The 26315-nt window shown below is 47.3% G+C and carries 23 protein-coding genes and 2 pseudogenes; 11 read left to right on the forward strand and 14 right to left on the reverse strand.

The genetic code is table 11. The features are described from left to right. The first annotated feature begins 80 nt into the window (after positions 1–80). Positions 81–1640, forward strand: coding sequence for a bifunctional metallophosphatase/5'-nucleotidase (locus SPL01S_RS00770; protein WP_063196950.1), 1560 nt, complete (start codon positions 81–83; stop codon positions 1638–1640). Between the two features lie 108 nt (positions 1641–1748). Further along, positions 1749–2954 carry an MFS transporter TsgA gene (gene tsgA / locus SPL01S_RS00775; RefSeq protein WP_063196954.1) on the forward strand — a complete coding sequence of 402 codons (1206 nt, stop codon included), beginning with the start codon at positions 1749–1751 and terminating at the stop codon, positions 2952–2954. A gap of 240 nt (positions 2955–3194) precedes the next feature. Here tsgA and SPL01S_RS00780 read toward each other — a convergent pair whose 3' ends face one another. Continuing rightward, positions 3195–4103, reverse strand: coding sequence for a LysR family transcriptional regulator (locus SPL01S_RS00780; protein WP_063196956.1), 909 nt, complete (start codon positions 4101–4103; stop codon positions 3195–3197). 286 nt (positions 4104–4389) lie between these two features. On the opposite strand from SPL01S_RS00780, the gene SPL01S_RS00785 reads away from it, so the two are divergent. The 3 genes from SPL01S_RS00785 to psrA all read left to right on the forward strand — a co-directional run bounded on the left by SPL01S_RS00785 (position 4390) and on the right by psrA (position 7356). After that, complete coding sequence (locus tag SPL01S_RS00785) at positions 4390–4776, forward strand: nuclear transport factor 2-like protein (RefSeq protein WP_063196958.1); 387 nt, start codon at positions 4390–4392, stop codon at positions 4774–4776. Between the two features lie 339 nt (positions 4777–5115). Beyond that, positions 5116–6222 (forward strand): ABC transporter substrate-binding protein, encoded by a 1107-nt coding sequence (locus SPL01S_RS00790; protein WP_063196960.1) that lies wholly within the window; start codon positions 5116–5118, stop codon positions 6220–6222. A gap of 234 nt (positions 6223–6456) precedes the next feature. After that, positions 6457–7356: an L-proline-binding transcription factor PsrA gene (psrA, locus tag SPL01S_RS00795; protein ID WP_063196963.1), complete on the forward strand. Its 900-nt coding sequence runs from the start codon at positions 6457–6459 to the stop codon at positions 7354–7356. On the opposite strand, the pseudogene SPL01S_RS00800 reads toward psrA, so the two are convergent. From SPL01S_RS00800 to SPL01S_RS00825, 6 genes and pseudogenes are all read right to left on the reverse strand, one after another. Next, positions 7331–8121, reverse strand: a pseudogene (locus tag SPL01S_RS00800) (substrate-binding domain-containing protein). The gene psrA and the pseudogene SPL01S_RS00800 overlap by 26 nt on opposite strands. Positions 8122–8136: 15 nt before the next feature. Then, on the reverse strand, positions 8137–9432 hold the full coding sequence (locus tag SPL01S_RS00805; protein WP_063197225.1) for an MFS transporter: 1296 nt from the start codon (positions 9430–9432) through the stop codon (positions 8137–8139). Positions 9433–9818: 386 nt separating this feature from the next. Continuing rightward, on the reverse strand, positions 9819–10703 hold the full coding sequence (locus SPL01S_RS00810) for a helix-turn-helix transcriptional regulator (RefSeq protein ID WP_063196965.1): 885 nt from the start codon (positions 10701–10703) through the stop codon (positions 9819–9821). A 28-nt stretch (positions 10704–10731) separates the two neighbouring features. Beyond that, the gene (locus tag SPL01S_RS00815) at positions 10732–11364 is read right to left on the reverse strand and encodes a YbhB/YbcL family Raf kinase inhibitor-like protein (protein ID WP_063196968.1); all 633 of its coding nucleotides are present in this window, start codon (positions 11362–11364) and stop codon (positions 10732–10734) included. Positions 11365–11658: 294 nt separating this feature from the next. Beyond that, on the reverse strand, positions 11659–12690 hold the full coding sequence (locus tag SPL01S_RS00820) for a methionine synthase (protein WP_063196970.1): 1032 nt from the start codon (positions 12688–12690) through the stop codon (positions 11659–11661). 26 nt (positions 12691–12716) lie between these two features. Beyond that, positions 12717–13694, reverse strand: coding sequence for a DUF1852 domain-containing protein (locus SPL01S_RS00825; RefSeq protein WP_063196972.1), 978 nt, complete (start codon positions 13692–13694; stop codon positions 12717–12719). A gap of 497 nt (positions 13695–14191) precedes the next feature. On the opposite strand from SPL01S_RS00825, the gene SPL01S_RS00830 reads away from it, so the two are divergent. Continuing rightward, positions 14192–15082, forward strand: coding sequence for an oxidoreductase (locus SPL01S_RS00830; RefSeq protein WP_063196974.1), 891 nt, complete (start codon positions 14192–14194; stop codon positions 15080–15082). A gap of 211 nt (positions 15083–15293) precedes the next feature. After that, positions 15294–15884 (forward strand): hypothetical protein, encoded by a 591-nt coding sequence (locus tag SPL01S_RS00835; RefSeq protein ID WP_063196976.1) that lies wholly within the window; start codon positions 15294–15296, stop codon positions 15882–15884. A 314-nt stretch (positions 15885–16198) separates the two neighbouring features. Here the strand turns inward: SPL01S_RS00835 and SPL01S_RS00840 are convergent, their stop codons facing one another. The 3 genes from SPL01S_RS00840 to SPL01S_RS00850 all read right to left on the reverse strand — a co-directional run bounded on the left by SPL01S_RS00840 (position 16199) and on the right by SPL01S_RS00850 (position 18259). After that, a complete protein-coding gene (locus SPL01S_RS00840; protein WP_063196979.1) occupies positions 16199–16831 on the reverse strand; it encodes a LysE family translocator in 633 nt (210 codons plus the stop codon). Between the two features lie 361 nt (positions 16832–17192). Next, positions 17193–17603 (reverse strand): tautomerase family protein, encoded by a 411-nt coding sequence (locus tag SPL01S_RS00845; RefSeq protein ID WP_013813659.1) that lies wholly within the window; start codon positions 17601–17603, stop codon positions 17193–17195. A 212-nt stretch (positions 17604–17815) separates the two neighbouring features. Further along, the gene (locus SPL01S_RS00850) at positions 17816–18259 is read right to left on the reverse strand and encodes an Lrp/AsnC family transcriptional regulator (protein ID WP_013813658.1); all 444 of its coding nucleotides are present in this window, start codon (positions 18257–18259) and stop codon (positions 17816–17818) included. A gap of 124 nt (positions 18260–18383) precedes the next feature. On the opposite strand from SPL01S_RS00850, the gene SPL01S_RS00855 reads away from it, so the two are divergent. Next, entirely contained in the window at positions 18384–18944 is a 561-nt protein-coding gene (locus SPL01S_RS00855) for an RBBP9/YdeN family alpha/beta hydrolase (protein ID WP_063196981.1), read from the forward strand. Positions 18945–19361: 417 nt separating this feature from the next. Here the strand turns inward: SPL01S_RS00855 and SPL01S_RS00860 are convergent, their stop codons facing one another. The 3 genes from SPL01S_RS00860 to SPL01S_RS00870 are packed head-to-tail and all read right to left on the reverse strand — an operon-like array spanning position 19362 to position 22700. Then, complete coding sequence (locus tag SPL01S_RS00860) at positions 19362–20576, reverse strand: MFS transporter (protein WP_232245988.1); 1215 nt, start codon at positions 20574–20576, stop codon at positions 19362–19364. Between the two features lie 8 nt (positions 20577–20584). Then, a complete protein-coding gene (locus SPL01S_RS00865) occupies positions 20585–21430 on the reverse strand; it encodes a sulfurtransferase (RefSeq protein WP_232245989.1) in 846 nt (281 codons plus the stop codon). A 31-nt stretch (positions 21431–21461) separates the two neighbouring features. Then, positions 21462–22700 carry a hypothetical protein gene (locus SPL01S_RS00870; protein ID WP_063196987.1) on the reverse strand — a complete coding sequence of 413 codons (1239 nt, stop codon included), beginning with the start codon at positions 22698–22700 and terminating at the stop codon, positions 21462–21464. Between the two features lie 357 nt (positions 22701–23057). Between SPL01S_RS00870 and SPL01S_RS00875 the strand changes: the two genes are divergently transcribed. The 3 genes from SPL01S_RS00875 to SPL01S_RS24240 all read left to right on the forward strand — a co-directional run bounded on the left by SPL01S_RS00875 (position 23058) and on the right by SPL01S_RS24240 (position 25855). Then, entirely contained in the window at positions 23058–24278 is a 1221-nt protein-coding gene (locus SPL01S_RS00875) for an ATP-grasp domain-containing protein (protein WP_063196989.1), read from the forward strand. Then, positions 24271–25401 carry a trans-sulfuration enzyme family protein gene (locus SPL01S_RS00880; RefSeq protein ID WP_063196991.1) on the forward strand — a complete coding sequence of 377 codons (1131 nt, stop codon included), beginning with the start codon at positions 24271–24273 and terminating at the stop codon, positions 25399–25401. The genes SPL01S_RS00875 and SPL01S_RS00880 overlap by 8 nt, the downstream gene beginning before the upstream one ends. A gap of 316 nt (positions 25402–25717) precedes the next feature. Further along, positions 25718–25855, forward strand: coding sequence for a GrpB family protein (locus tag SPL01S_RS24240; RefSeq protein ID WP_081113129.1), 138 nt, complete (start codon positions 25718–25720; stop codon positions 25853–25855). Between the two features lie 11 nt (positions 25856–25866). On the opposite strand, the pseudogene SPL01S_RS24245 reads toward SPL01S_RS24240, so the two are convergent. Continuing rightward, positions 25867–26054: pseudogene (locus tag SPL01S_RS24245) on the reverse strand (integrase core domain-containing protein); the annotation flags it as partial. Positions 26055–26315 lie beyond the last annotated feature (261 nt).

The following is a 26315-nucleotide window of genomic DNA, read 5'->3' on the forward strand; positions in this document are numbered from 1 at the left end:
CGTGCGCATTTCTGTATAAGTTTTTATAGTTGAAAATGTCACGCATAAAAATTACGTATACTAAAGCTGGATCATTAACAATGCATAAAAGACTATTGATTTTACCTCTTATAATTGGCTCCTTGCTGGGGGGAGCACCTGTTTATGCGAAGGAAATTACTCTTTATCATACTAATGATTTGCACGCGCATGTCTTGCCTTTTATTGTGCCTTATATCAGTAAGGAACGACAAGTAGGCGGTTTCGCCAATATTGCCAGCATCGTGAAAGAGGCAAAAGCAAAAGATGATGGCGTATTTTTCTTTGACGCTGGGGACTACTTCACCGGGCCTTATATCAGCACTCTGACGAAGGGGGAGGCCATCATTGATATTATGAATGAAATGTCATTTGATGCTGTTTCTGTCGGTAATCATGAGTTTGACTATGGCGTACCAAATATGGTGAGCCAGTTGAATAAAGCTAAATTCCCCGTGCTTCTTGGTAATGTTTTCTATGAGAACACGGATAAGCTTGTCTGGAACAAACCCTGGACCATCATAGAAAAAGAGGGCATCAAGATAGGTGTGATCGGGCTGCATGGTAAATTTGCTTTTTATGACACGGTCAATAAAGATAAACGCCAGGGTGTCGAAGCCAGGGATGAAGTGGAATACCTGAATAAGTATCTTAAAGAAATAAAGAGCAAAGTTGATATCACGGTGCTGTTGGTTCATGAGGGTGTGCCCGCCCGTCAGTCCAGTTTTGGTACCAATGATGTCGCGAGGATGTTGCAGAAGGATATTGATTTGGCTAAACAGGTTGATGGCGTAGACGTTCTTATTACTGGCCATGCGCATGTAGGCACACCTCAACCTATTAAGGTGAATAATACGCTTATCGTATCTACGGACTCTTACGGCATTAATCTTGGTAAGCTGGTTCTGGATGTTAATGACAAAACAAAAAAAATTGATGGTTATCAGGGTAAGCTGATTAATATTTTTGCCGATGAATATAAACCGGACCCCGCTACGCAGGATAAAATCAATATCTGGACGAAGAAGCTCGATACGTTAACTCAGGCGAAAATTGGGCGCGCGGATACAGAACTGACGCGAGCATATGGTGAATCTTCTTTACTGGGTAATATAATTACCGACGCTTTCCTCGAAACAGATAAGCGCGCTAAAGTTGCCTTTGTGAACAGCGGTGGTATTCGAAGCGAAATTGCGAAAGGCGACATTACTCTTGGCGATGTCATCAGTATGTTCCCTTTCCCTGATGAACTGACCTATATGGAACTCAGTGGCAAGGATTTACGCGCTTTGATGGATCATGCGGCCAACCTGAGTAATGGTATTCTTCAGGCGTCGTCCGGGTTAAATATGACGTATGACAGCAAAAAAACGCCGGGTCAGCGCGTCATCTCCTTAACCATCGATGGCAAAAACGTGAAGGATGATGAGTATTATCCAGTGGTAGTGAACTCGTTTCTCGCAACGGGCGGGGATGGATTCTCTGCCTTTAATAACGGGAGGAACGTGAAAACCGTCCCTGGTATCAGCGCTGCCGATGCCGTCATCAACGCTATAAAACATCACCCAGAACAGAACCCGAAACAAGATTTCCGCGTGCGGGATATTTCTGTTAAGAACTGATGGTCTATAACGCCGGGAGTTTCCCGGTGTTATTTTCGGAAATTACAGCTCCGCCATTTAATTATTTAAATTAATCGATTTTATTTAAATTTTTCACGAGGGAAGGGTATGAGCAACGTAAACATTCAAAGACTCTTTTTTATCAGCTGTCTCTCCTACGCACTTACTGGAGGGTTGGTGATCGTTACTGGAATGGTGATGGGCGATATTGCCAATTATTTCGGTGTTCCGGTTACCAGTATGAGCAACACCTTTACATTTCTGAATGCCGGTATTCTTATCGCCATTTTCCTGAATGTATGGTTAATGGAGGTTTTTGCTCTTAAGAAACAACTTATTTTCGGTTTTTTTCTGATTGTTCTGGCCGTTGCAGGTCTTTTTATGGGGAAATCATTGATTGTTTTCTCTGCATGCATGTTCGTTCTGGGAACCGTCAGCGGAATTACCATGTCCATTGGGACCTTCCTTATTACTCAGTTGTATGAGGGACGCCAGCGTGGCGCTCGCCTTCTTTTTACGGACTCTTTTTTTAGTATGGCAGGTACTATTTTACCCATTATTGCCGCAGCGCTCTTGTCTCGGCATCTGGGGTGGTACTGGGTCTATGGCTGTATTGCTTTGCTTTATGTCGGGATTATGATACTGACCCTAATGTCAGACTTTCCGATTATCGGTAAAAAAAGAAGTAAGGATGACCGAGTTGAAGTATTAGCTAATGATAAGACGCCTGAAAAGTGGGGAGTCAGTGTAGTGTTGTTATCTATCGCAGCTCTTTGTTATATCCTCGGGCAACTCGCATTCATTCAGTGGGTGCCTGAGTATGCCACTAAATCTCTGGGAATGGATATTGGCGCGGCCGGTGCGCTGGTCAGCAGCTTCTGGACGTCCTATATGCTAGGCATGTGGGGGTTCAGTTACGTACTTAAATTTTTCGACTTGCAACGCGTAGTGACCGTACTGGCTGGGCTCGCCACTGCGGGGATGTTTATATTCATTACCAGTGACCAGAGTCATCTTCTCAAGTATTTCATTTTCGGTCTCGGTTTTATTTCAAGCGCAATTTATACCACGTTGATTACTCTTGGTTCACAGCAGACAGAAATTTCCTCTCCAAAACTGGTCAATTTTATTCTGACATGTGGGACAGTGGGGACCATGCTGACTTTTGTTGTCACGGGGCCTGTTGTAGAGCATTTCGGTGTGCATGCTGCGCTAGTCACCGCCAACTGTCTGTATCTCACGGTTTTTGCGCTGTGCTTTATACTTGGCTTTTTCACCAAACATCGTCTTTACAGTAATCCAGAAGCCCATTGATGATCCAATGACAGCGAAAAAGTTATCGGTTCGGGGATTATTTTCAGAGCGGGTAACATTTTCTGGCTAACAAAGAGGCCTTATGAAGAAAGCCTGCTTGATTTTTAAGCGGGCTTTTCTAAATATGGCTCTCTGACCGTGATCGCTTTTGCCGGGAACTGGCAAATTCGTCAGCTAATGGGAGAGGTACTTTTTATCAAGCCCTGCAAAGCACCTACCTTTTACTGAACACCCGACCCGCTACTTATCCAAATACGGCGCCAATACCTGCTGCGACCACTCCATAAAACTGCGTACGCGGCGCGATAAGTTTTGCCGGTGTGCGACGACGAATGAAACGGTCAAGGGCTCGGGGCGCAAATCCGGCAGAATCTCTATGAGCTCGCCGTTCTCAATGTATTCGATCAGGCTTGAGCGACCCGCCTGGATCAACCCCAAACCGGCCAGACCTGCGGCATGGTAAGTCTGCACGCTATTGACGCTGATAGAGCCTGCCAGCATCAGCGTAGCGTAGCCGCCACCCTTAGGGTATTCCCATCCAAACGGCCGGCTCCCCAGTATTGGCGCGTAGTGGATCATGCGGTGTTCCTGCGCCAATAAATCCTCAAGCGTCTGGGGCACGCCGTGGTTTTTCAGGTAGGCGGGGCTTGCCACGTTCACCATGCTTAAAGCGCCCATCTTCTGCGCGACCAGCGTTTCGTCGACAATCTCTCCGATGCGCAGCGCGCAATCTATGCCTTCCTGAATCAGGTCCACACGCCGGTCGGTACTGGATATCTCTAACTGAATTTCAGGATAAGTGGCCATAAACGAAGGGAGCGCGGGCACGATCGGGGTACGCGCCAGTTCCGTAGGTAGATCGATGCGCAGCCGCCCGCGCAGTGGCGTTTTACTGCCTGCGAACATGGCATTTAATTCTTCGGCATCCGCCAGCAATGCGCGTGCGCGGTTGTAAAAAGCGCGCCCATCGTCGGTCAACTGCACGGTACGCGTCGAGCGGTGCAGCAGCCGCACGCCCATGGCCGCTTCGATGCGGCGCACCACGTTCGACGCCCGGCCTTTTTGAATGCCAAGGCTTTCCGCCGCATGGGTGAAGCTCGCCATTTCCGCGATTCGTACAAAAATTGCCAGAGACTCGAGATCTTGCATTGTGTCTTTTCGTGATAACTATGGGTTTCGATTGGCATACTTTATGACAAAAATAGAATGACGCATAGTCACCTCTCCGGGAGCCAGAAGGGCTGGCCGCACGGAGTTCGGAGGTCGCCATGCGTTACAACCCATTGGGCAACACGGGCTTTTCGTGCCCGAGCTTTGCCTCGGCACCATGACATTCGGCCCATCGGGGCAGGAAGGGCTCTATAAAGATATCGCCGGCATCAGTGGTCAACCCTGAACTTTCAAGCGCAGTACTCACTTAACCAAAAGGTAAATCATGAGCATATCCAGGGAAACCTTTATCGATTACGACGCCGTGATGCAGGCGCCTATCCATCGCGTGTTCGCCGAGCAAGATACGCAGAGGCGGCGTGCGGCGATCCGAGAGATCTATGCCGAAAACGTCCTGGTTTACGAACCTGGCGTCGAAGCGCGCGGGTATGAAGGTATCGAACAGGTCGTCAACGAGGTTTTATCGCAGGCGCCTGCGGGCTTTGTTTTCGGCACCTTCGGGCCGGCGGTCGGGCACCACGGTATCGGCCGCCTGCGCTGGCACTTCGGGCCGCAAGAAGGGCCACCGGCGATAACCGGGCTTGATGTTGTCGAGATCCTCGACGGCAAGATCACCAAGCTTTACGTGTTTATCGACCCCATGCCGGCCTAAGGTCCACATCGATAGGCGAGCCGGCATCTGGCCATGGTGATATTTTCGCCATGGCCCTCTAAAACCCATTTAACGGCGCAAACACGGGTCCATTGCCGATTCTAAATCGGTATCTCGGTTTTTGTTTTGTTGTGGTTTTCTATGCTGGTTTTGTTTTTTTAGTTGGTTGTTGATGCTGGGTTTTATGATAGGGCTGGTTTTTTTACACAAAATCTAAAGGGTGCAACGATTGCAGTTGATGTTAATTTTAATAGAAATTATTATCATTTTCATCTTGATTTCAAGAAAATAGAATAAATTATTCTAAGAGTGAACCCAAATCCCGAGGATTTTCATTTTATGGGCGTTCGAAATTTAATCACCTTTATGATGTTCACTGTTTTTTTAACAGTGTCCGGCATCGCTAATGCAGCCACCACGACCTTCACCGATGTTATGGGGCGACAGGTTACGGTCGATACGCCTGTAAAGCGGGCTATTTTAGGCTTTAACTTTGAAGATTACATGGCTGTGGGCGGGGAAGCCGCATTCGATCACGTAATAGGTATTTCACGTGAAGCATGGCGGGGAAAAGTACCCGCCAATTGGAATATGTATGTTAAACAGATGCCGTCCCTTGGCCGTATCGCCGATATTGGTGAGGTCGATCTCCATAATATCTCGCTTGAAAATATCATCTCGTTAAAACCTGACGTGGTCATTTTGGCGCAGTGGCAGTATGTCGCTTTAAAATATGAAGTGTCTCGCCTTGAAGCGTTAAAAATCCCGGTGGTTGTGATCGACTACAATGCTCAAACGGTAGAAAAGCATGTCAGCTCTACCAAAATATTTGGAATACTGACAGGGCAAGAAAAACGGGCCCAGGAACTCGCGGACCTTTACGCCAATAACATTGCGGATGTGCAACGCAGAGTAAATAGTTCAGGCCTGAAAAAACCCAAGGTTTATATTGAGTTTGGGAATAAGGGACCTGGCGAATATTCATTTACCTATGGCGAGAACATGTGGGGCGCGATGCTGAAACTCGCCGGCGCGAACAATATAGCTGAATCACTTTTTGAGTGGTGGGGAGTCATTAATCCAGAGCAGCTTCTGGTTGCGATGCCAGATGCGATTTTTATCTCGGGCAGAGAAAATAACAAGGTTTCGTCGGCACTGTCCATGGGGGTTGGCGTTGATAAAAACATGGCCACTCAGCAGCTTATCGGTTTTTCTGCGCGTAATGGCTGGGCCTCGCTGCCGGCGATCAAAAACAAACAGCTCTTCGGCGTATACCAAGGTGCGTCCAGAACGCTTTCCGATTTCGCCATGATTCAGTTCATTGCCAAATCACTTTACCCAGAGCAGTTTAAAGATGTGGATCCAGTCAAAAATTATCTGGATTACTATGCCAAGTACCTGCCGGTGAAACCCGAAGGGACATTCGCTATTTCTGCATGGAAGTGAATTTTAATCCGCTTTAAATAGCGGATTTCACTATTGGCCCCCGTTAAACGCGTCAATTCAAGCGGTGGGGGCTTTATTGCCGACGAACGGCAGTTTGAATGGCATGTGATGGGGAATTTGTCAGCGTCTTAAGAGAAGGTCGCCGAGCACTTTCTAAAAGGTTGCCGTTGCCCAATAAGCGGCTATCATCTCTCCTTTACGCCCTTGCCGCCTCTGAAAGGATTGTCTGCCGCTATGCCCGTGAATTTTGATCTCAACGATCTTTATGCCTTCCGAGCGCTGGTTGAATACGGTAATTTTCGGCTTGCCGCAGAGTCCATCTGCCTTTCGCAGTCCGCATTGAGCCGCAGGATAGAGAAGCTGGAATCCGCGCTGGGCATCAAGCTGTTCGACAGAACCACCCGACGCGTCACTCTGACGCTGTATGGGCAGACCTTTGCCGAGCGTTCAGACCTGCTACTGGCGAATGTCGAATTGGTGTTGGCGGACATCAATAAGGTCAGTCAGGATCGCGTGGGGTTGGTCACCGTCGCTACTGTGCCCTCGGCGGCCTATTACTTCATGCCCGACGTGATCCGCCGTTTCCAGGCGCGCTATCCACGGGTACGCGTCAAGCTTATCGATAGCAGTGCGGGTAACGTCATCGAAGCGGTTGCCAGCGGCCAGGCGGATTTCGGCATCTGTTTCGCGACAAGCCTGCAACCCAATATCGAATTTTTGCCGTTGGTGGGGGATGTCTACGTGGCTGCCTGCAGGCGCGATCATCCCATCGCCAGTAAAAAAAGCCTGACCTGGCGCGAGTTTTATCAGCAGGATTATGTGGGGCTGGATAAGACGTCCGGTAACCGCAATTTGCTTGATCAGATGCTGGAGCACATCATTCCTGATCGCCCCAGCATCTGCGAAACCCGCCATGTGACGACCATGTTGGGTATGGTTGAAGCGGGTGTCGGCATTGCCGCCGTGCCCGCCATGTCGATGCCGGCGTCAGAGCATTCGGTGCTGACGCACCTGCCGCTGACCGACCCAGTGGTGAAGCGCACGGTTGGCCTGATCCGGCGTAGCGGGCGCATGCAGTCCTACGTTGCCGCCGAGCTGGAAAAGTTGATCACTGAACAGTATCAGGCTGTTTAACCGGCTGTTCTGCTTTCACGGTTCTCATCCCGGTGGCGCGAATGGTGTTTTGCGCCTCGGCGGAAGACAGGAAATCCAGTAGCGCTTTGCCTTCCTGGCGGTGTTCCGCGTTGGCGGTGACCGCGCCGGCAAAGCGGGTAATGTACTGCACATCCTCAGGCAGTTCGCCGATAAAGGTGACGCCCGGCACCGGCAGCAGTTCACTCACCTGCTGGAAACCTACCGCATATTTCCCTTTTGCCACCTCGGATGCCACCGGAATGCGCTCAATCATGTGCGCCTTCTCTTTCACCTGATCTTCGATCCCCAGTTTTTTGAACAGCTGGCTGCTGACATAGCGGCCGCTGGCACTGTCCGAATAGGCAATGGATTTGGCCTGCAGCAGGGTATTGCGCAGATCGCTATCCTTTTGGATAGTGGGTTTAGGGTCGCCTTGTTTGACCACTATGCCAATCGGCGAGTCGGCCAGCTCCACACGCGAACCCGGCTGGATCCAGTTATCCTTTTCCAGATTTTTCAGCGCGTCACCCACCATGATCACCACATCGGTCTTTTCTCCGCGAGCCAGGCGCGCGGGGAACCCATAGAGGGGCCGGACACCAAAATGATGTGGTCGCCGCTCTTGGCTTCAAATTGCGGGGCCAGTTTTTCCAGTGCGGCTTTAAACCCGCCGGAGATCATGACGGTCACGTCTTTGGCCAGAACTCCGGTGCTGACAGAGGAAAGCACCAGCGTGGCGAGCAGTGAACGATAAATTTTTTGCATGACGTAATCCCTGATTTAACGTGCGGTTTGGAGTGTTAACGCGCTGCGACGGTACAGATAAAGCGTCGCCAGTAATGCGCATACGGCAGCAAAACTCATCCAGTAGCCGGGTGAGGCCTTATCGCCGGTGTACTCAATCAGTGCGGTAGAAATAACCGGCGTAAACCCGCCAAAGACGGCAGTCGCCAGGCTGTAGGCCAGCGAGAAACCGGCAACCCGGACTTCCGTCGGCATGATCTCGGTTAAGGCTGGGATCATGGCGCCGTTGTAAAGGCCGTAGAGGAAGGACAGCCACAGCAAGACCGTCAGCATCATCGAAAAGCTGGGGGCTTCGGCAAGCAGGCTAAGTGCCGGATAGGCAGTGATCAGCGCCAGCAGTGCCATGGTCACCAAAACTGGCTTGCGGCCAAAACGGTCCGACAGGGCACCGCCGACCGGCAGCCAAAGGAAGTTGGAGATCGCGACCAGCAAGGTCACCAGCAGGCTGTCGGAGGCGCTGAGCATCAGCACTTTTTTACCGAAGGTCGGCGCATAGACGGTGATCAGATAAAACGCGGTGGTGGTCATGGCGACCATCAGCATGCCGGCGATAACCACCTGCCAGTTCGCCAGGAGGGTTTTAAATACGTCGCGCATCGCCAGGTGGTTGCGGCGGGCGGCGAACTCCTGGGTCTCTTCCAGTTTGCGGCGCAGGAAAAAGATGAAAGGCACAATCAGGCAGCCGAACAGGAACGGCAGACGCCAGCCCCACTCGCGAATGGCACTTTCTTCCATAAAGGCATTCAGTGCGAAGCCCATCGCCGCGGCCACCATAATGGCCACTTGCTGGCTGCCGGACTGCCAGCTGGTGTAAAAGCCTTTACGGCCTGGCGTGGCAATCTCGGCCAGGTAAACCGATACGCCGCCCAGCTCAGCACCCGCAGAGAAGCCTTGCAATAAACGGCCGGCCAGCACCAGCAACGGCGCCCAGAGCCCGATCGTCTGATAAGACGGGATGAGTACAATCAGGAAGGTCCCTGCGGCCATGATCGACAGGGTAACGATCAGCCCCTTGCGTCTGCCGACTTTATCGATGTACGCGCCCAGCACGATTGCGCCGATAGGGCGCATCAGGAAGCCCGCGCCAAAGACCGCGAAGGTCATCATCAGCGAGGCGAATTCACTGCTGGCCGGGAAAAAGGTATGGGCGATGTAGGTGGCATAAAACCCGAACAGGAAAAAATCGAACTGTTCCAGAAAGTTGCCAGAGGTCACGCGCAGTATCGCGCTGGTCCTTGCCCGAGTTGTCATTGGTGCGTTAGGTGAATGCATCTTTATCTCCAGTTTGTCATTGACGCTTTTAACCGCATCTGTTTCTGCAGACTGGACCATGAAAATAAAGTAAATAAGCGCAATAAACGCATGCGCTGATGCGTTTGGCGCATGAATAAATGTTAACAATTGCCTGCGATAAGCTGTAACGGGCCATTAACAAGATTGCCCCGTGTTGCCTGGTCCGTTACAGGCTAAAAACTTCATGCGCGTTTTGTGACAGGGTTCATACAAGGCGAAGGGGCAGAAAAATGCTGAGCGGGGGGCAAAAGGGGGCGTTTGGGTTTTTCGCAGAGTCCCCCGGAAAGCCACAACGAATCTGCCGCAAACCCTTAACCGGCCCAACAAAACTTGCGCCGATCACAAACCGGGCCCTGAGGAAAAGGCTAGCGCAACCGTGAGGGAGACAGGCCAAAGCGCTGGGTGAATCGTTCAGCAAAACGCGAAACCGATTTGTAGCCGCAGGCATCGGCCACCTGCGCCATGTTCCAGCGGGTAGTCTGTATCAGCATCAGGCCGTGGTGCATGCGTATATCCACGAGCAGCTTCTCAAAGCTGCCCCCTTCCTCGCGTAAGCGTCTGCGCAGGGTGGATTCACTCATCGCCAGCGCTTCGCCGGCAGATCGCGCGGTCCAGTCGGTTTCTGGTGAAGCACGCAGCAAATTGCTTAAGCGCGGTAAAATGCCCTGTCGCCGGGGCAGAGCAAAATGAATGTCTTGTTCTGCCAGTACCAGCAGCAAGTCGAATATCCTCAAACGTATTCTCGCATCACTGAGATTCGGCTGCGCCAGGCTTTTCAGCAGCGTGTGTAACGACTCTTGCAGCGCGCTGTTAAGCGCCATCGCGGTAAATTTCGGCTTCTTTCTGTCACCTGAGAGAGATAAATGGCTTTGCGAGAACTGATAAAAAGATTCCAGCACATCGGCGCTGAAAGTCAGAAACAGCGATCGGAACGGGGAGCCGTTATCCGGAGGAAACTTGGTATAATCAGCAATGACGCCCTGATCTATAAACCCCACGGCGGCAGTATCAGCCAAAGTATGGCTTTCTCCGGAGGTCAGAAATTCAATTCTCCCCGCCAGTACGATTAGCACCGTCGGTTCGAAGAAGCAAAATGAGGGTGTGCTTTGTCTCACCCTGAGCTGCGGATAAGCCACCGAAATCAGATTATCGCGGCTGAGACTGCTGCCATAGTAATCTGACCAGGAAAGAGATTCATTGCTCATGGCGTCTGGTTCATCCGGGAGAACTAATCGACTTTCTCTGGTCATGATTTACCTATTGATGGCTCGTGGAGAGTTAAACGCTGACGTCCGGATTCAGGGTATAGATCCCGGTCAGCGTGGCCGTTGCCAGTACATTGCTGTTTTCCAGCGCACGACGAACGTTAGTGCCAGTCAGCTCTCCCTCGACGTTTAATGCCGGCATTGGAATCGCATATAACGTGAATATGTAATGATGAACCAATTCATCATTCCACGGCGGGCAGGGGCCATCATAGCCATAATATGTTCCGGCCATTGACTCATCGCCTGCAAACCACGCGGTGTAATCATTGATACCATGAGTCAGACCGCCCGGTGCGGAAGGCCCCTGTTTACCTCTGGCAGAAATGCCGCTGGACTGAGCGCCTTCGATGATTTCGCCTTGATCCGCCGGAATGTTCAACAGCGACCAGTGATAGAAATCTGTACGCGGCAGAGACGCCGGAACGGTTTTCCCCGGTTGATTAACATCTTCTGCACTGGTTGGAACATCAGGATCGTGGCAAAGAAGCACCAGCGCCTGTGTGCCTGCAGGCACATCTTCCCAGGCAAGGTGTGGGTTGAGGTTATCAGATAAACGAATGCGGTTTTCTGGATCATAAACGGCAAAGCTGTTCTTGCCTGGGATGGCCTCACCGTCTTTAAAACTGTGGCTGTATAATTTCATGTTATTGCCTTATCAATGGCTGAAAACACGATTATACGACCATTGCACATCCTGAGATTCACTCATCCGGTCAAATTACTTCCTTAAGCTGTCATTCTGACTGGATGTGTTGAGTTGGTTGAGCTCGCAGCTCATAACAGACCTGACGACCCTTCAGTCTGGCCTAGACGCGGTTGTATTGTGTTAAACAATGAAGAGCAGCTCAGCCCGGTTGGTGGTTTAGGGTATTTGGCGATTGATCAGATCGCCTAACACGGACTGAGCTCCCTTCAAGTCATCTACTATTTGGCGACGTTATTTGGCCAAGAGTTCTTTGCGGACGATTTCTGCGCCTGCACTTAACGCATCCAGCTTGCCTCTTGCCACTCCGCGAGGTAAAGGGATCATGCCGCAGTTAGTGCAAGGATAGAGCTTGTCGGCGTCTACAAACTGAAGCGCTTTTCGAAGCGTAGCGGCGACTTCCTCTGGCGTCTCAATGGTATTGCTTGCCACGTCAATGGCCCCAACCATCACCTTTTTACCGCGAATGAGTTCCATCAGCTCCATGGGAACATGGGAGTTCTGACATTCCAGTGAGATGATATCGATATTGGATTTTTGCAGTTTTGGAAAAATCTCTTCATATTGCCGCCACTCTGTTCCCAGCGTCTTTTTCCAATCGGTATTGGCTTTGATGCCATAACCGTAGCAAATGTGTACTGCGGTTTCGCATTTAAGCCCTTCAATGGCTCTTTCTAACGTGGCGATTCCCCAATCGTTCACCTCATCAAAGAAGACATTAAAGGCGGGCTCATCAAATTGGATGATATCGACACCGGCAGCTTCTAATTCTTTGGCTTCTTCATTGAGAATTTTAGCGAATTCCCAGGCTAGCTTTTCGCGGCTTTTATAGTGGTTATCGTACAGTGTATCTATCATGGTCATGGGGCCAGGCAGGGCCCATTTAATGGGTTGGTCGGTTTGCTGGCGTAAAAACTTGGCATCTTCGACAAAAACGGATTTTTGGCGACTCACCGGGCCCACGACTGTCGGTACACTCGCCTCATAGCGATCACGGATTTTAACGATCTCACGTTTCTCAAAATCAACGCCGTTGAGGTGCTCAATAAAGGTAGTGACGAAATGTTGGCGCGTTTGCTCGCCGTCACTGACAATATCGATACCTGCCTGCTGTTGATCTTCCAGGCACAAACGCAGAGCATCTTGTTTGCCGTCGATTAATTCCTGGTCCTGCAATTTCCAGGGTGACCAAAGTGTCTCAGGTTGTGCCAGCCAAGAGGGCTTGGGTAAACTGCCGGCCGTTGAAGTCGGTAATAACTTTTTCATAATAGATGACCCTGTATTTTGGTTAATCAAGCAGCGTAGTTAGCAGACCATTGTTCAAGAATAGTTTGGTATGGTTTAATAAAATTCTCTTCAGTAAACTTTCCCTGCTCAATCGCCAGCTGGCTACGTTCTTCTCGATCATAAACAATTCGAGTTAAAGAATAATCCTGTTGATTCAAGCTTGGTTGATAGTATTGCCCTGCTGCAGAATTAGCGTTGTAAATCTCAGGCCGATAAATTTTTTGGAACGTCTCCATCGTACTGATGGTGCTAATAAGCTCAAGATCAGTGTAATCGCTGAGCAAGTCGCCACTAAAATAAAAAGCCAAAGGCGCAACACTATGTTTAGGCATAAAGTAGCGAGCCTGTAACCCCATTTTATTGAAATAGGCATCGGTCAATGAAGGTTCATCTTGCTGATATTCCACGCCCAATACAGGGTGCTCATTACCCGTCCGATAATAGGTGTTTTTACTTGAAACGCTCAGGCATATAACAGGCGTTTTATTAAAGTTATCGTTGTACGCATCTGAATCAATAAAATATTTAAATATGTTGCCGTGTAAATCACCAAAATTAGCGGGGATGCTGAATTGAGGTTGGTTCTTATTGTGCGCTGACAGCAAGACGCTAAAATCATAATCCCGCACGTAAGAAGAAAAATTATTCCCTACAATGCCGTCAATACGTTCATTGGTTTTTTTATCAACAATGTTCGTTTTTAATATTTCAATCACCGGAAAGGTATTGCCATTGTCTTCAATATTCATCTCGACAGAGATAATTTCAAGTTCGACAGAATAACGATCGCCTTTGGGGTTGTCCCAATGCGCCAGCGTATTGAAACGATTGTCAATCATCACTAACGTGTTGCGCAGGTTCTCCTGGCGGTTCTTTCCTCTGGCCAAATTGGCAAAGTTAGTCGTGATACGCGTATTTTCGGAAGGGTTATAGTTTTCATCGAAAACACTGCTCTTAAGCGTAAATGTAAAATTTTTATTCATCGTGTTCTGCATCCTGAGTTCTGACATGAAAACTGAATTTATTTCTTGATTTCCCAGAAATCACTGACTTTCTCTTCATCAGTCTTCATGTTGTCAATAAGTTAACAATGCATCTTTTATGCCAGAGCAATGGGATGAGTGAAAGCGACTTAATTTCATTACAACATGAACCATCTTCATGATGTGGCGGGCCGTCATGTCCGGCATCGTCTGAAACCCTGGCACACAAGATTTACAGCGGGGATCCCGGGGGCCAGAAGCGGCTGACTGAACAGATTTATGGCAGGGCTAAAAGAGGTGGAAGACCGCTTTCATTGTATGAGCATTTGCTCATGCATTGATGACGACGCTTCACTTTCCATCTGGGCATGTGTTGTTTAGCATCAGCACGGGGTTATCTTTTTATCGGCGAAAGGTTAACGCCGAGAAAATGCTGGCGTGTGCGGTGATTGCCCCGGCACACTGATGATGGGCTAACCAAATCAGGAGAACACCAGATGTCTGACCATCCCACAATTGCTCTTATTGGTCCGGGTGCTATCGGTACCACCATCGCCGCTGTCTTGCATGAGGTTGGCCGAACGCCCGTCCTGTGCGGGCGTACCGCGCATCCGCAGTTAATTCTGCGGCACGATGGCGGCGAAGTTGTGGTGCCAGGGCCGGTATTGATCAATCCGGCGGCTATCAGCCATCCGTTGGATCTGGTGTTTGTCGCGGTGAAAACCACCCAGGTCGCTGACTGCGCCGACTGGCTGGCCGCGTTGTGCGATGAAAACACTGTGGTATGTGCACTGCAAAACGGCGTCGAGCAGGAAACCCAGTTGGAACCTTACGTCAACGGCGCAAAGGTGCTGCCTTCGGTCGTGTGGTTCCCGGCCCAACGCGAGCCGGATGCTTCAGTCTGGCTGCGTGCCAAACCGCGCCTTACGCTGCCGGATGTGCCGCAGGCGAAACGGGTCGCCGGTGTGCTCAAAGGCACAGGCTGCGCGGTTGAGTTGTCATCCGATTTTCTCTCCATCGCCTGGCGCAAACTGCTGCAGAATGCGGCCGCGGGTCTGATGGTTCTCGCCAATCGTCGTGCCGGGATGTTCTCACGCGGGGATATCACTGAACTTGCACTGGCGTATTTGCGCGAGTGTTTGACGGTGGCGCGTGCGCAAGGTGCCGTACTGAGCGATAAGGTTCCGCAGGAGATCGTCGAGGGTTTTCATCATGCCCCTGCGGATTTGGGGACCTCCATTCTCGCCGACCGCCAGGCCAACCGCCCACTGGAGTGGGATATTCGCAACGGCGTGGTACAGCGTTATGGTCACTTGCAGGGTATTGCGACGCCCATCAGCGACGTGCTGGTGCCGCTGCTGGCGGCAGGGAGTGAGGGACCGGGTTGAGCGAGATATCCCGCCCAGTAACATGGCTGGATAATGTCCGCATGCAAGATGCGGCGGGGTGCCTGCTTTTCGTTCATCACTGACTGTATGGGCCATTTTTTGCCAAAAGTGTTTATAAAACAGGTGGCGGCCCAGAGGCAAAAATTGATAAAACCTTACCCTTGTTTCACAATCGCGGCAGGACCATGGTTCTTGAGGGAGTAATAACAGGATGGCACTCGGATTTGTTACGAAGAACGCTCTGGCTGACTGGCAAAATGTCCCTCTCTATCTGCCGAACTTTCAGTTCCATGAGCGGCACAGCACCACCATAACCACGGCTTACCCCGAAAAAATCTTACCGGCCATTGCGGGTTATGATATCCAGCAGGATATCGTGATTAAAACGCTAATGGCGGTGCGGAAACTGCCGCAAAAATTACGACGCCATCAATCTGAAAGTGCCATTGATCAGTTTGGGCTACAGAGTTTCACTGTGTTGGAAAACTCGCCAACCGAACTTTGCTATGGCTTGAGAGGACAATTCTGGCGAACCGATTTTGGCCTTGAGGATGTCCCCGATATCAGTGCCTATTGCGCCGCGCTGCGGCCAGGCAACGCAAAGCTGCTGCTGAGATATCAGGTACAACAACTCGCCGCCGACGAATATGCACTCTGTACAGAAACCTTCATACATTGCCCAGACAGAGCGACACAGCTGAAAATGGCCGGATACTGGCTGGCAATCCGAGTGGGAAGTGGCTGGATTCGGAAAAGGACATTGAAGGCAGTAAAGCTTGAGCTCGAGAAAGCGGGCCAATAGCCTTACGGCAGATAATCATCCCCTCAGTTGAGGTTGGCCGCACAGCCGTAGCGGGGCGAAATGCCGGCATTATGCCGACTCAACTAATGCCCAAAGAGGGTGCCCTTGAAGAGTTGTTCAGTACTCTATGAGGATGACGTCCGCTTCTCGCTCATTGCCGACCGGGCTCTGCCTAACGGCAGGTAAGTGCCAGGAGCGGACGTTAACCTCAAATCAACCAATAATGTGCTATCACCTGCTATTTTCATTTCTGGAGAGCCTGCAGGAGCAAGAAGGCGCTCTTAAAAGCACCCACGGTAAAGAATTTATGTTTCTTATTTTGTGAACGAAGAGTAGATCAGTTTGATGCCCAGTATGCCCAAGACCGTTGAGGAGACCCGATCAACCGAAGATTTTATGCGTAAGTATATCTGACGCGGTTTTTCTGCAGATAGAGCTACAGAAACAATGGAGTACCAGACAAAATCTATCAAAAAACTCATTAGAGGGATTGCGAAATAAAATATTACTGGGATATTTTTTGGTAAAAGGGCACTAAAGATAGATGCAAAGATAATTGCCGTTTTTGGATTGCTTAGTTGTGTTAACAGGCCATCTCTGAACGTCTTCAGCAAAGTTTTGCTGCCCCCTTTTTCTCCATTCAAAACTAAGGTTACAGGCTGAGATGCACCTTTGAAAATTTTAAAAGCTAGCCATAACAAGTAAATACCGCCCGCCACCTTCAAACCAACAAATAATTCCGGCACCAAAAGTAGCAGCCTCTGTAGCCCAAGCATAGCCACCAAAGCAAAAATCGCAGCTCCAACGCCTGTACCCAGGGCTGTCACTAGTCCATGAAGACGAGAGTACACAACCGCATTTCTGGCAACATATATAAAGCTTGGACCAGGGCTTATAACACCCATAATCAGAACGGCAGCAATAGCCATAAGGCTTGAAATAAGCATCGTATACCTCGGTAAGTAGTAATCTGAACGGGTATTCTAAAGGAAATATGCCGTGTTCACAGGGGGAATTGTGTTGTATCTAGGGTACGAAAGCGAAGTGAACCCCGCTAAGGTCAGGTAAGCGCCACAAGCGCACGTAGGGGTGTCTTAAAAAGTCATTGTCTGTGCCGGTATCATCTCTTGCTGAGTACAAAAAATCCCTGCAGCAGGTTCGAGTGCAAGCCTATTCTTTGATGCAGGCGCCATCGGCCTGATTCTGGGCGTTTTTTCTGGAGTAAAGTGAGACTTTTGATTTCTCCGCACTCCGCGTGTTTGGCGGACTGCGGCAGGATATGCTGTCGAGATGGTATGATAAATGGACTTATTCTTTGTAAAACTCGTCTTTATGCTGATATCGATACTCTTGAGTGATCCCCGTGTATCCGTATGAAGCAGCTTTACAGTCGATTATATGAACATTCGACTGAGGATGCAGGTTACCAATGGCTTGTTCCATAGCGTTGTAAATTGCTTTTTGGTATGCCGATTTCTGGTCCTTGCTACAGGTTTCATCGACGATAGTCACTTCGAGTCTAAACGAATTTTTGCCCCATTCGGCCAGGCTTTTGCCATCAATAAACCAGTCTTCATCATCGACATGTCTCACTATGACCATAGTTTCGAAGCTATTTTTCCTTAAAACATCGCATGTGATTTGAGTCGCTAAAAGTACACACTTTTGGGTTAATTTTTGATTCTTTAAGCCAGACAGCGTCAGGGTTATACCAGGCATACCATGTCCTTAATTAGATTGTCATTTCGGCTAAATGATTACAGGAACCGCGGTTATTTTATAAACCCTTAAAATGGCATAATCGAGGCCGTGAGCACAATGCGTTAAGGCCCGCCTCCGCTCATAGCAGACCTGACGGCGCTTCGGTTTTGCCGCTTCGTGCCCGAGGCGGACACCACAATATCCTGCCATGCCGATCAAAGGTGAGCCGGTTACCTCGGACGCACAGGCACCTGTTTACGCACGGCATTAGACAGAACTAACGACGTGGTCACTGAACCATGAACCGCCAGGGCATCGACGATGGCTTCCAAATCAGTCGGTTGAGAAAACACACAACGTACGATGAAGCAGTCCTCTCCGGTGATCCTGTCAGCTTCTATCACTTCAGGGATATCTGTAAATAACGCCAGATACTGTTTGATGTATTGGTGGGTTGTGCGTACTCGCAGGATCGCCTGTAATCCCAATCCTATCTCTCGCAAATTGACGCGTGCACCGTATCCTTCAATGACGCCTGCGCTTTCGAGTTTTTTGACCCGTTCGCTCATCGCTGGCTGCGAAAGTCCAATGCATTTGCCCAGAGAGGCCAGACTCTGACGTGCATTCGTTTGAAGTGCTTCCAAAATTTGCCGATCTTTGCTGTCAAGCTCCATGCTGATCCTTTGCTCGAAATGTAGATGAATCATCGGTTAATCGGGCTCTATTTCGATGACTTGCCATTCAGGAACGATGTGTCATTCGCCTACATTATGTGAACACCTATTTGGGAATCAAGACATGACATCTTCAATATTGCTTCTTCCGGGAATTGGCAACTCGGGCTCTGGACACTGGCAAACGCTATGGGCACAAACTGACGCGTCAATGACCTTCATTTCGGGACAAGACTGGGATCACCCGGTTTGCGAAGAGTGGGTCGAAAATTTAGAAACTGCCGTCAGAAAGACCGGGCCAGACGTCATTTTGGTCGCCCATAGCCTTGGCTGCCTGCAGGTTGTGAACTGGGCACAATATAGCCGCACGGTTGTGAGAGGCGCTTTGCTGGTCGCGTCACCTGATCCCACATGCGATGTGTTTCCAGAAGAGGCGAAAGGGTTTAGTTTTCCCCTGAGTGAAAAGCGTTTCGCATTTCCGAGCATGATGATTGCCAGTTCCAATGACCCTTATGCCGACATCCATTACAGCCAGAGCCGTGCCGATGCCTGGGGCAGTAGTCTGGTCAATATCGGTGAGCGAGGGCATATCAACGCAGCCAGCGGACTCGGTGACTGGCCTCAGGGGCGAGCATGGTTAAAAGAGCTTATCGCCATGTCCATGAGCGCTTCCGGATACCAATAAATCCACTGAGAAGCCCCTTAAACACCAACACCAAAAATTCATGCCACACCTGTTACGGAAAGCTAAATGAACAATTCACCCAACACGCCTATCATATTTATCAACGGTTTAATCGGTACTTTGAATGACCCGACATTTCACCGACTGATAACAATTAATTTCAAAACAGGTTTATTCTTTCACGTAAACATGTCCTTAAGCCCATTATCTACTAAAAGAACGGACAGGATGAGTGCTGTAATATTTAGATGATATCTTCACTCACTGTCCATGACTGCAGGGAGCGTAACAAGGACAATGTTATGCTCCTCGCTCAGAGCAGACCTATCTCCCACTTCTGACTGCAGAGTGCCAGAAGCCGATTTTACTGAATTCGCACTGCATTAATTATTGGGGAGCAGGGCACTCAAATATTACTCACTTTATGGCGTTTTTACGCTGGCCTACAGAAGCGTATATTGATATTGAAATAACCCCCAGAATAAAAAGTGTCGCAAACATCAAGTAACCTAACCCGGCATCAATAAAGAATCCACAGAAAAGCGGACACAATGCGGTTCCGAGTGATGTCAGATTAATTAAACCAAAAGATGTCCCCCTTAATTCAGCAGGAGCAAGTCTGTCTACCTCGACGCTGAAAGCTGGCATTGTTATCAATTCCCCAACGCTGAGGACGAATACGGAGAAAGCGAGCAATCCAAGAGATCCTGAGTATACTGTCAAAAACAGTAACTGGGATAAAGAGATAAGAGTTATCCCCAGAATGACTTTCCCTTTTATACTCCATCTCTTTAACAAGAACAAAACTGGATACTGAAAAACAATAACCGTTATTGCGTTAACCAAAAATATCACACTAATAGCATAATTCAAGTCGGGAAATTTTAGTCGAGTTAGAAGTTGAATGAGAGGGGAGTCAAAGGAAGTATACACAAGCATCACAATAAAGTAACAAATAATTAGCTTTGAAAATTGTGTCTGCGAGAATATTTTTGAAACGGAATTGGCAAAACTTGGAATTTTTTTCTTATGGCTAACCTCTCTCTTTTGCAAACCTTTCAAAATAAAAATCAATGCTAAGGCGTAGATCAGATAAATAACACTGGAAGCAAAAAAAACATTTATGACTGGTGATGCAAGAGCATACGTCCCTGCAAGCGGCCCAAGAGCAGAGCCAATATTTACGACATAATACCGTATATATTGATACTGTTCCCTCTGCCTAAAATCAGTAATATAATCACCAATCATTGCCTTGCTAAACGACTCCGTACATGCGCGTCCCGTTGAAATCAGTAACATGGAGCCAACAAATTCAGCAGCATAATTAGAATAAGCCATTGATGCAAAACCGATAATGCTCAGAAATAGACTCGCTATAAGCGATCGTTCACGCCCTAGCTTGTCAGAATAATAACTAACGAAAACGCCAATCAGTGTTCCAGTAGCTAATGTCATAAAAAAGATGGCACCAATCTGTAATGCGCTCAATTGAAACTGACGATAAAGCTCTACAGACAGATAAGGCCATACCATGAAATATCCTGCCCGAGACAGAAATGTTCCGGCCAGCATAGTATGTATAACCGCAAGCTGTTTTGGTTGTGCTAGCGATAGGTTTAAGTTCGTCATAAGTCAGCTTATTCTAAATCCAGCGGTAAGCTTTCATCAGCTCCCCATTCAGCCCAGGAACCATCATATATGCGAAGTTTTTTAAAACCGGCCAGATATGCAGCAAGAAGAACTATACAAGCTGTAACTCCAGATCCACAGCTGAATACAAGCTCATCGTTATCATTCAGCCCGTTACGATTAAAAATTTCAGCCAGAGACTCGGGTGATTTGTAGTGCCCATTGTTCAAAACCTCACTAAAAGGGATATTTATGGATCCTGGTATATGACCGCACCTTAAACCGGCTCTGGGTTCAGCTTGTCGTCCAGAAAATCTCTCTGAGGGTCTTGCATCAATTAACATAAAATGAGGCGTAGTGATGTTTTTAAGGACAGTGGATTTATCAACAATCTGCTCAGGCTTAATGTCAAAATCGCAGACCCTATTTACCTTGGGCCTTGCATAGCTTTCGGATATACCCAGTCCTGCGTCAAGCCATGCCGGTAATCCTCCGTCAAGAATGTAGGTTTTCTCAATACCCATAGCCTTTAGCATCCACCAGACCCTCGGTGCCGAATATATACCCTGCTGATCGTAAACTACCACGGTTGAGTCGGGCCTAATACCGATTCCGGAAAGCAGGGATGGAATACTTAATGCAGAAGGGAATGTATGGGGCAGATCAGACTCAGGCTCTGAAAAAGTACTGTCAAGGTCAAAATATATTGCACCTTGAATGACTAATCCCTTAATTTCACTAGTCTTATTCGCTGTTTTATTTAGCGTAGCATCCAATATGATGATGCTATCTGAGTCCGGGTTGTTTACAACCCAGTGAGGAGAAACCAGAGCTTCCATATTTGTCCTTTTCAAAGAAGGCTCCTGCAGGAGCCCAAGATAAATTTTAAACTTCAATAATGTCAATACGATTCTGATTTACCAGCGGAATGTCATAATTTTGCATCTGAAGTATCTCTCCTGCAAAACAGCCATTTTTATAAACGCCAGAAAGTCTGTCCTGAGTGAATGCTTCAATAGCATCTACATTAAAATGAATCTGATAATCAGTCTCACCACTGTCGGTATGTTTAAAGCGCGTCAGATACCCGAATGTCGGTTCAAAAATGTTGACGCAGCCAACGATCTGGCCGATACGTTCATGAGCTATCCCGTTGATAACCAGACTTTCACCTGCCTCTGGAATGATGGCAAATAACTGACGGCCCGCCCGACACCATCCAACATGCGAAGGTAATCCTAGAATATCAATGCCTGACGTTCCAAAATCTTCGCTGACACCGAGTTGGAAATTAAGAGGAATGTTTTCATGTATCCACTTTATGTCCTGATAAAATTGCGCCACTTGTTCTTGAGTAAGCTGCAAGTGAGGATGTCTGCGACCATGATCTGTAAAGCAATTGAACCTGACTGTCTGCACGCCAAGTTTGTTAAAAAGCTTACAATAATTCACAAGATCATTTTTGGTATGATTGTGCGTTCCAACTGTAATACCAATATTAACCCGAATGAGGTTATTGTCGCCACTTTCCCGGCTATAACTTTTAATCCTGGAAATCACGTCGATACATTTCGCTCCAGGAAACACCCCTTTAATGGGATAATCTGCATGGGAATGCAAAGAGCACTCTTCCGCATCGTTAACCAGTCCGTGAAATGTAATGGATATAGTGCCGTATCCATTTTTCACTGCTTTATCCAACAATTCCTTATAGTTTTTCTGCAATAATGGCTTACCACTTGTCCATGCATCACCCGCTATCATGGTGTCCGTCTCGTTTTTGTCCTCTCCGGAACGAAACTCGCGATTGTGGGCCGGGCCATAGATATCCATAAACTCACCATTGTGAGCAAAGCTATCCACATAGCGAGGATAAATATTAAAATTCTGATCCGTTAACTTTCGATAAATTTCATGACCTTCATTAATGCCAAAAGATTTAGAGAATACCTTTTCATAGTTCACGAACCAGCAATGATTACAATTCTGACCACATGTGTCCTTGCCCACAAATGTATCAACATCCAGATAAAAATGGATGTCTTCATTTTTGATTGATGTAAAAGGAACTCGAAAATCAATGTCCCCATGATAATCGTATGACATATCCATATTGCCTTGCATCGACATTGCCTCATTTTATATTTATCGCGAAATGATTTACGTAAATTAAATTAGTTTTGTCAACCAGATAAATACTTAATATATATAAATGTTTTTTAAATTTAATTTGTAGATTTTTATTCCATTAAAGTTAATGAAGTCAGCATAACCAACTGATTATCGATTGTGAAAATATAATAACCATTGGTAACAGTTAAGTTTTAAAATAATTTATCGACTATGGATTTTAACGTTTTAATTGTAACTGATTGAATTAAAACAAATTAAATAAAAAGTAACAATTAGACAACAGTTCATTGTTTACTAATTCTTTACTGTTGATATTGTCATATAAAAAACATGGATTAACATAAGAAAATGAAAAAAGTTCTCATCTTGGCAAAAACGGAATATACACGCACCCCTTATGACTTATGGCTTAAAGACTCGGGTGTCGAACCTGTCTTGATTACTTCTCCAAAATTTTACCAAGATTATGCCAGACACATTAAACACTGTTTCTGCTTGGAAAATTATGATCATGATGATGAATCCCTCTATGATTTAACAGAGTCAATTTATCAAAAGACGCCATTTGACTATATATTTTGCCGAGCAGAAGTAGATATACTTCGTGCTGCTAATATAAGAAAACGCTACAGCATCCCTGGGCAAGATGTAACCAGTGCTCTATGTTATAGAGATAAATTCTTCATGAAAGAGCAATTATCTCTTTCTCAGGTAATGATGGCAGACTACCGGAGAATAGATTCCCAGGAAGAACTCTTGGCATTTGCTTCAGATAATGGAATGCCATTTGTTATAAAACCCCGCCTTGCTTCAGGTTCTTCTGGTGTAGTAATAATTAAGTCACAGGTTGAACTTCATTCATATCTTCAAAAATATAACAATCAAATTGTTAGTATGTTAGCAGAGGATTATGTTGACGGTGAAATGTTTCACATTGATGGGTTAGTTGTTGAAGGTGAACTTACATTCATCCAACCCTTCAGATATGTAAATAACTGTCTTTCCTATCGAGATAACTTATACATTGGTAACATTCCACTCGATCGAAACGATAAACTGTATTCTCGTTTGGTAAGTTCTGTTAAGGATATACTTCATATCATGCCAGAAACTCCGCATTTTGCTTTTCATTGTGAAATGTGGGTTACCGGAGAGGGCGATATTATTTTCTGCGAGATAGCGAGTAGAACCGGCGGAGGAATGATAAGTTTTCTGATTGAAGAGATGGCGGGGTTTAATATCGATAAGGCATGGTTATTGGCAGAATGTCATATTCATCAACAGTCCTATCCTCAGTATCAAGAACGTTTTCTAAGGTTTGGCTGCGTTTGTATCCCCCCTTCAAACGGGAGACTTGTGTCCTTACCTACCGAGTTTCCAGTTGAGGTGCGCAAAACACATCTAACAGGTAAAGTTGATGAAATTTATGACGGTGGAGAAAAATCTGGTCTTTATCTTATAGGGCACGTAGTAGAAGCAGACGATCCGAAATCCGTGTTAAGACTATTTAGCTCATGCTACCAACAAATTCATGATGCTGAACGCTGGGAAACGGTCAATAATGGTTGATAAAGTTTACAGCGAAGAGGACAGCTATTTCCCCCATCCTCCAATCCATCGATTTACTTCCGGAATATATCCGGATTTTGAATCTTTGATGTATGCATCACAGGATTCTCTAAAGAGTCGGTATCCGCGTTATTCACGATTTGGCACGCCGATGACGGATACTGTCGAGTGTGAGATTACGCGCCTGGAGGGCGGCTACCGTTCGCTCAGCACATGTTCCGGTCTTGCTGCGATCACCTCCGTTCTCATGTCTTTCCTTCGCCCCGGCGATCATATACTTATGACTCGTTCAGTCTATGAACCAGTCAGATGTTTTGTCATGACATATTTGTTTGAGCTTGGTATAAGCGCTACCTTCCTGAGTGCTGATGAGTTCGGCCACTTAGAGGACTATGTCACTGATAAAACAAAGCTGATATATGTTGAGTCTCCATCATCAAACATATTTGAAGTAACAGACATTGATGCTGTCGCTAAGCTGGCCAGGCTAAGGGGAATTGCCACCATCATAGACAATACGTGGTCTACGCCCCTGTTGCTTAATCCGCTTCATCATGGTTTTGATGTGGTTATTCATTCAGCATCAAAATATCTAGCTGGTCATTCCGATGCTGTAATGGGCATCATAACTACTACAGAGCAGTATTATGAACCGGTTCGTCGCTACCTTATTAAATCAGGAGTATGTGCGGGCGGAGAAGAGTCCTTCAGCCTTTATAAAGGACTTAAAACATTGGCTGTCAGGCTTAAAATACAACAGGGCACTGCTCAAAAACTGATCAGGATGCTGCTAACTCATCCTGCAATTAGTACAGTGATTTCACCAGATCTTCCCTCTCATTCTGGTCATGAAATTTTTTGTAAATATTATCGGCAAAGTAATGGTCTTTTTAGTTTTTCAGTTAAAAAGCCTACAGATCAAAAGCGCGATGATTTTTTAAGAGAATTGAAAACATTCAAGTTAGCGTATGGCTGGGGAGGCGTCGATAGCTGCATGATTCCATTTAGGTCTCCAGACTGGATGACACAGGATGAAGAACAGTTGTTTTTAAGGGTAAGCGTCGGAATTGAAGACGCAGACATGTTAGCAGCAGAGCTATCATCAGCATTGTCTAAACTTTAATTTATTTTCTATAAAAACATGCAGTTGTATCATTCAGGTCCTGGCGACCATCTTAAATATAATAACAGCCTGGTCCTTCAGAAGAATTAAACCTCTTTCGTTAGAAATTCGTTTTTCTGACCCGCTTTCCGGTGATTAACATTCTGTAATATTATTGAGGCATCCATTAATGGTGAGAGCGATTACGAACTTCCGCTTCTCGCTCACAGCTGACCTTCTGAACGACACGTCCGCTCCGTGCCTGAGCGGACGTTGTTGCCTCAATGTACTTTAGCTACTCTTATGCTAATAATTTGACGGAAAAGAAGGGGCATTCATGCGGGAAATCGTTGTGGCGCCATACGATGAAAAATGGCCTGCTATGTTTAACGCTGAAAATTTTCTGCTACAAGCATTGCTTGGTGACGTGGTTAGGAAGATTCATCATATTGGCAGTACGTCAGTGCCTGTGTAAGTATCCCAGCTTTAATTCCATGCACTTTTTGAGATTTCCGGGCTTTCAGCTATCAGTCGGTACTTTCCGGCGTCAGGTTATTCAGGGATTCATAAGGCCGTTCGCTGTTATATTCTGCCAGCCAGCGCTCTGTGATTTCCCGAGCTTCATTCAGTGTTCTGAACAGATAAAAATCCAGTATTTCTGTCCGGCACTCTCTTTTACCTGGTCTTCGATACCCAGTTTTTTGAACAGCTGGCTTTGGGGCTCATCAAAATGGGCAGTCGAACATGCACTATATTCGCGTACGCCCTGCACAACTTACAGTATCTTTCATTAGGGTGGGGCGCCTCTTAAAAGCATCACTTTCAATTGTATAGAGTCCGCTTTTATACAGCTGTATCACCCCTGTTTACATGTCCTAAAACAGCGAGCACCTCCCGAGAATGAAAGCTACTGTATTTATGACAACAACGGGAGA

The sequence above is a fragment of the Serratia plymuthica NBRC 102599 genome, assembly GCF_001590925.1.
GTDB lineage: Bacteria > Pseudomonadota > Gammaproteobacteria > Enterobacterales > Enterobacteriaceae > Serratia > Serratia plymuthica.

What these genes read in the sequence shown, in the direction of transcription:
- SPL01S_RS00815 (WP_063196968.1), bottom strand. Translation starts at nt 11,364, where the DNA reads ATGAAATTATACAGCCACAGTTTTAAAGACGGTGAGGCCATCCCAGGC.
- SPL01S_RS00835 (WP_063196976.1), top strand. Translation starts at nt 15,294, where the DNA reads ATGGCACTCGGATTTGTTACGAAGAACGCTCTGGCTGACTGGCAAAAT.
- psrA (WP_063196963.1), top strand. Translation starts at nt 6,457, where the DNA reads ATGCCCGTGAATTTTGATCTCAACGATCTTTATGCCTTCCGAGCGCTG.
- SPL01S_RS00790 (WP_063196960.1), top strand. Translation starts at nt 5,116, where the DNA reads ATGGGCGTTCGAAATTTAATCACCTTTATGATGTTCACTGTTTTTTTA.
- SPL01S_RS00840 (WP_063196979.1), bottom strand. Translation starts at nt 16,831, where the DNA reads ATGCTTATTTCAAGCCTTATGGCTATTGCTGCCGTTCTGATTATGGGT.
- tsgA (WP_063196954.1), top strand. Translation starts at nt 1,749, where the DNA reads ATGAGCAACGTAAACATTCAAAGACTCTTTTTTATCAGCTGTCTCTCC.
- SPL01S_RS00875 (WP_063196989.1), top strand. Translation starts at nt 23,058, where the DNA reads ATGAAAAAAGTTCTCATCTTGGCAAAAACGGAATATACACGCACCCCT.
- SPL01S_RS00880 (WP_063196991.1), top strand. Translation starts at nt 24,271, where the DNA reads ATGGTTGATAAAGTTTACAGCGAAGAGGACAGCTATTTCCCCCATCCT.
- SPL01S_RS00830 (WP_063196974.1), top strand. Translation starts at nt 14,192, where the DNA reads ATGTCTGACCATCCCACAATTGCTCTTATTGGTCCGGGTGCTATCGGT.
- SPL01S_RS00855 (WP_063196981.1), top strand. Translation starts at nt 18,384, where the DNA reads ATGACATCTTCAATATTGCTTCTTCCGGGAATTGGCAACTCGGGCTCT.
- SPL01S_RS00810 (WP_063196965.1), bottom strand. Translation starts at nt 10,703, where the DNA reads ATGACCAGAGAAAGTCGATTAGTTCTCCCGGATGAACCAGACGCCATG.
- SPL01S_RS00845 (WP_013813659.1), bottom strand. Translation starts at nt 17,603, where the DNA reads ATGCCTGGTATAACCCTGACGCTGTCTGGCTTAAAGAATCAAAAATTA.
- SPL01S_RS00850 (WP_013813658.1), bottom strand. Translation starts at nt 18,259, where the DNA reads ATGGAGCTTGACAGCAAAGATCGGCAAATTTTGGAAGCACTTCAAACG.
- SPL01S_RS00805 (WP_063197225.1), bottom strand. Translation starts at nt 9,432, where the DNA reads ATGCATTCACCTAACGCACCAATGACAACTCGGGCAAGGACCAGCGCG.
- SPL01S_RS00825 (WP_063196972.1), bottom strand. Translation starts at nt 13,694, where the DNA reads ATGAATAAAAATTTTACATTTACGCTTAAGAGCAGTGTTTTCGATGAA.
- SPL01S_RS00820 (WP_063196970.1), bottom strand. Translation starts at nt 12,690, where the DNA reads ATGAAAAAGTTATTACCGACTTCAACGGCCGGCAGTTTACCCAAGCCC.
- SPL01S_RS00780 (WP_063196956.1), bottom strand. Translation starts at nt 4,103, where the DNA reads ATGCAAGATCTCGAGTCTCTGGCAATTTTTGTACGAATCGCGGAAATG.
- SPL01S_RS00860 (WP_232245988.1), bottom strand. Translation starts at nt 20,576, where the DNA reads ATGACGAACTTAAACCTATCGCTAGCACAACCAAAACAGCTTGCGGTT.
- SPL01S_RS24240 (WP_081113129.1), top strand. Translation starts at nt 25,718, where the DNA reads ATGCGGGAAATCGTTGTGGCGCCATACGATGAAAAATGGCCTGCTATG.
- SPL01S_RS00785 (WP_063196958.1), top strand. Translation starts at nt 4,390, where the DNA reads ATGAGCATATCCAGGGAAACCTTTATCGATTACGACGCCGTGATGCAG.
- SPL01S_RS00870 (WP_063196987.1), bottom strand. Translation starts at nt 22,700, where the DNA reads ATGCAAGGCAATATGGATATGTCATACGATTATCATGGGGACATTGAT.
- SPL01S_RS00770 (WP_063196950.1), top strand. Translation starts at nt 81, where the DNA reads ATGCATAAAAGACTATTGATTTTACCTCTTATAATTGGCTCCTTGCTG.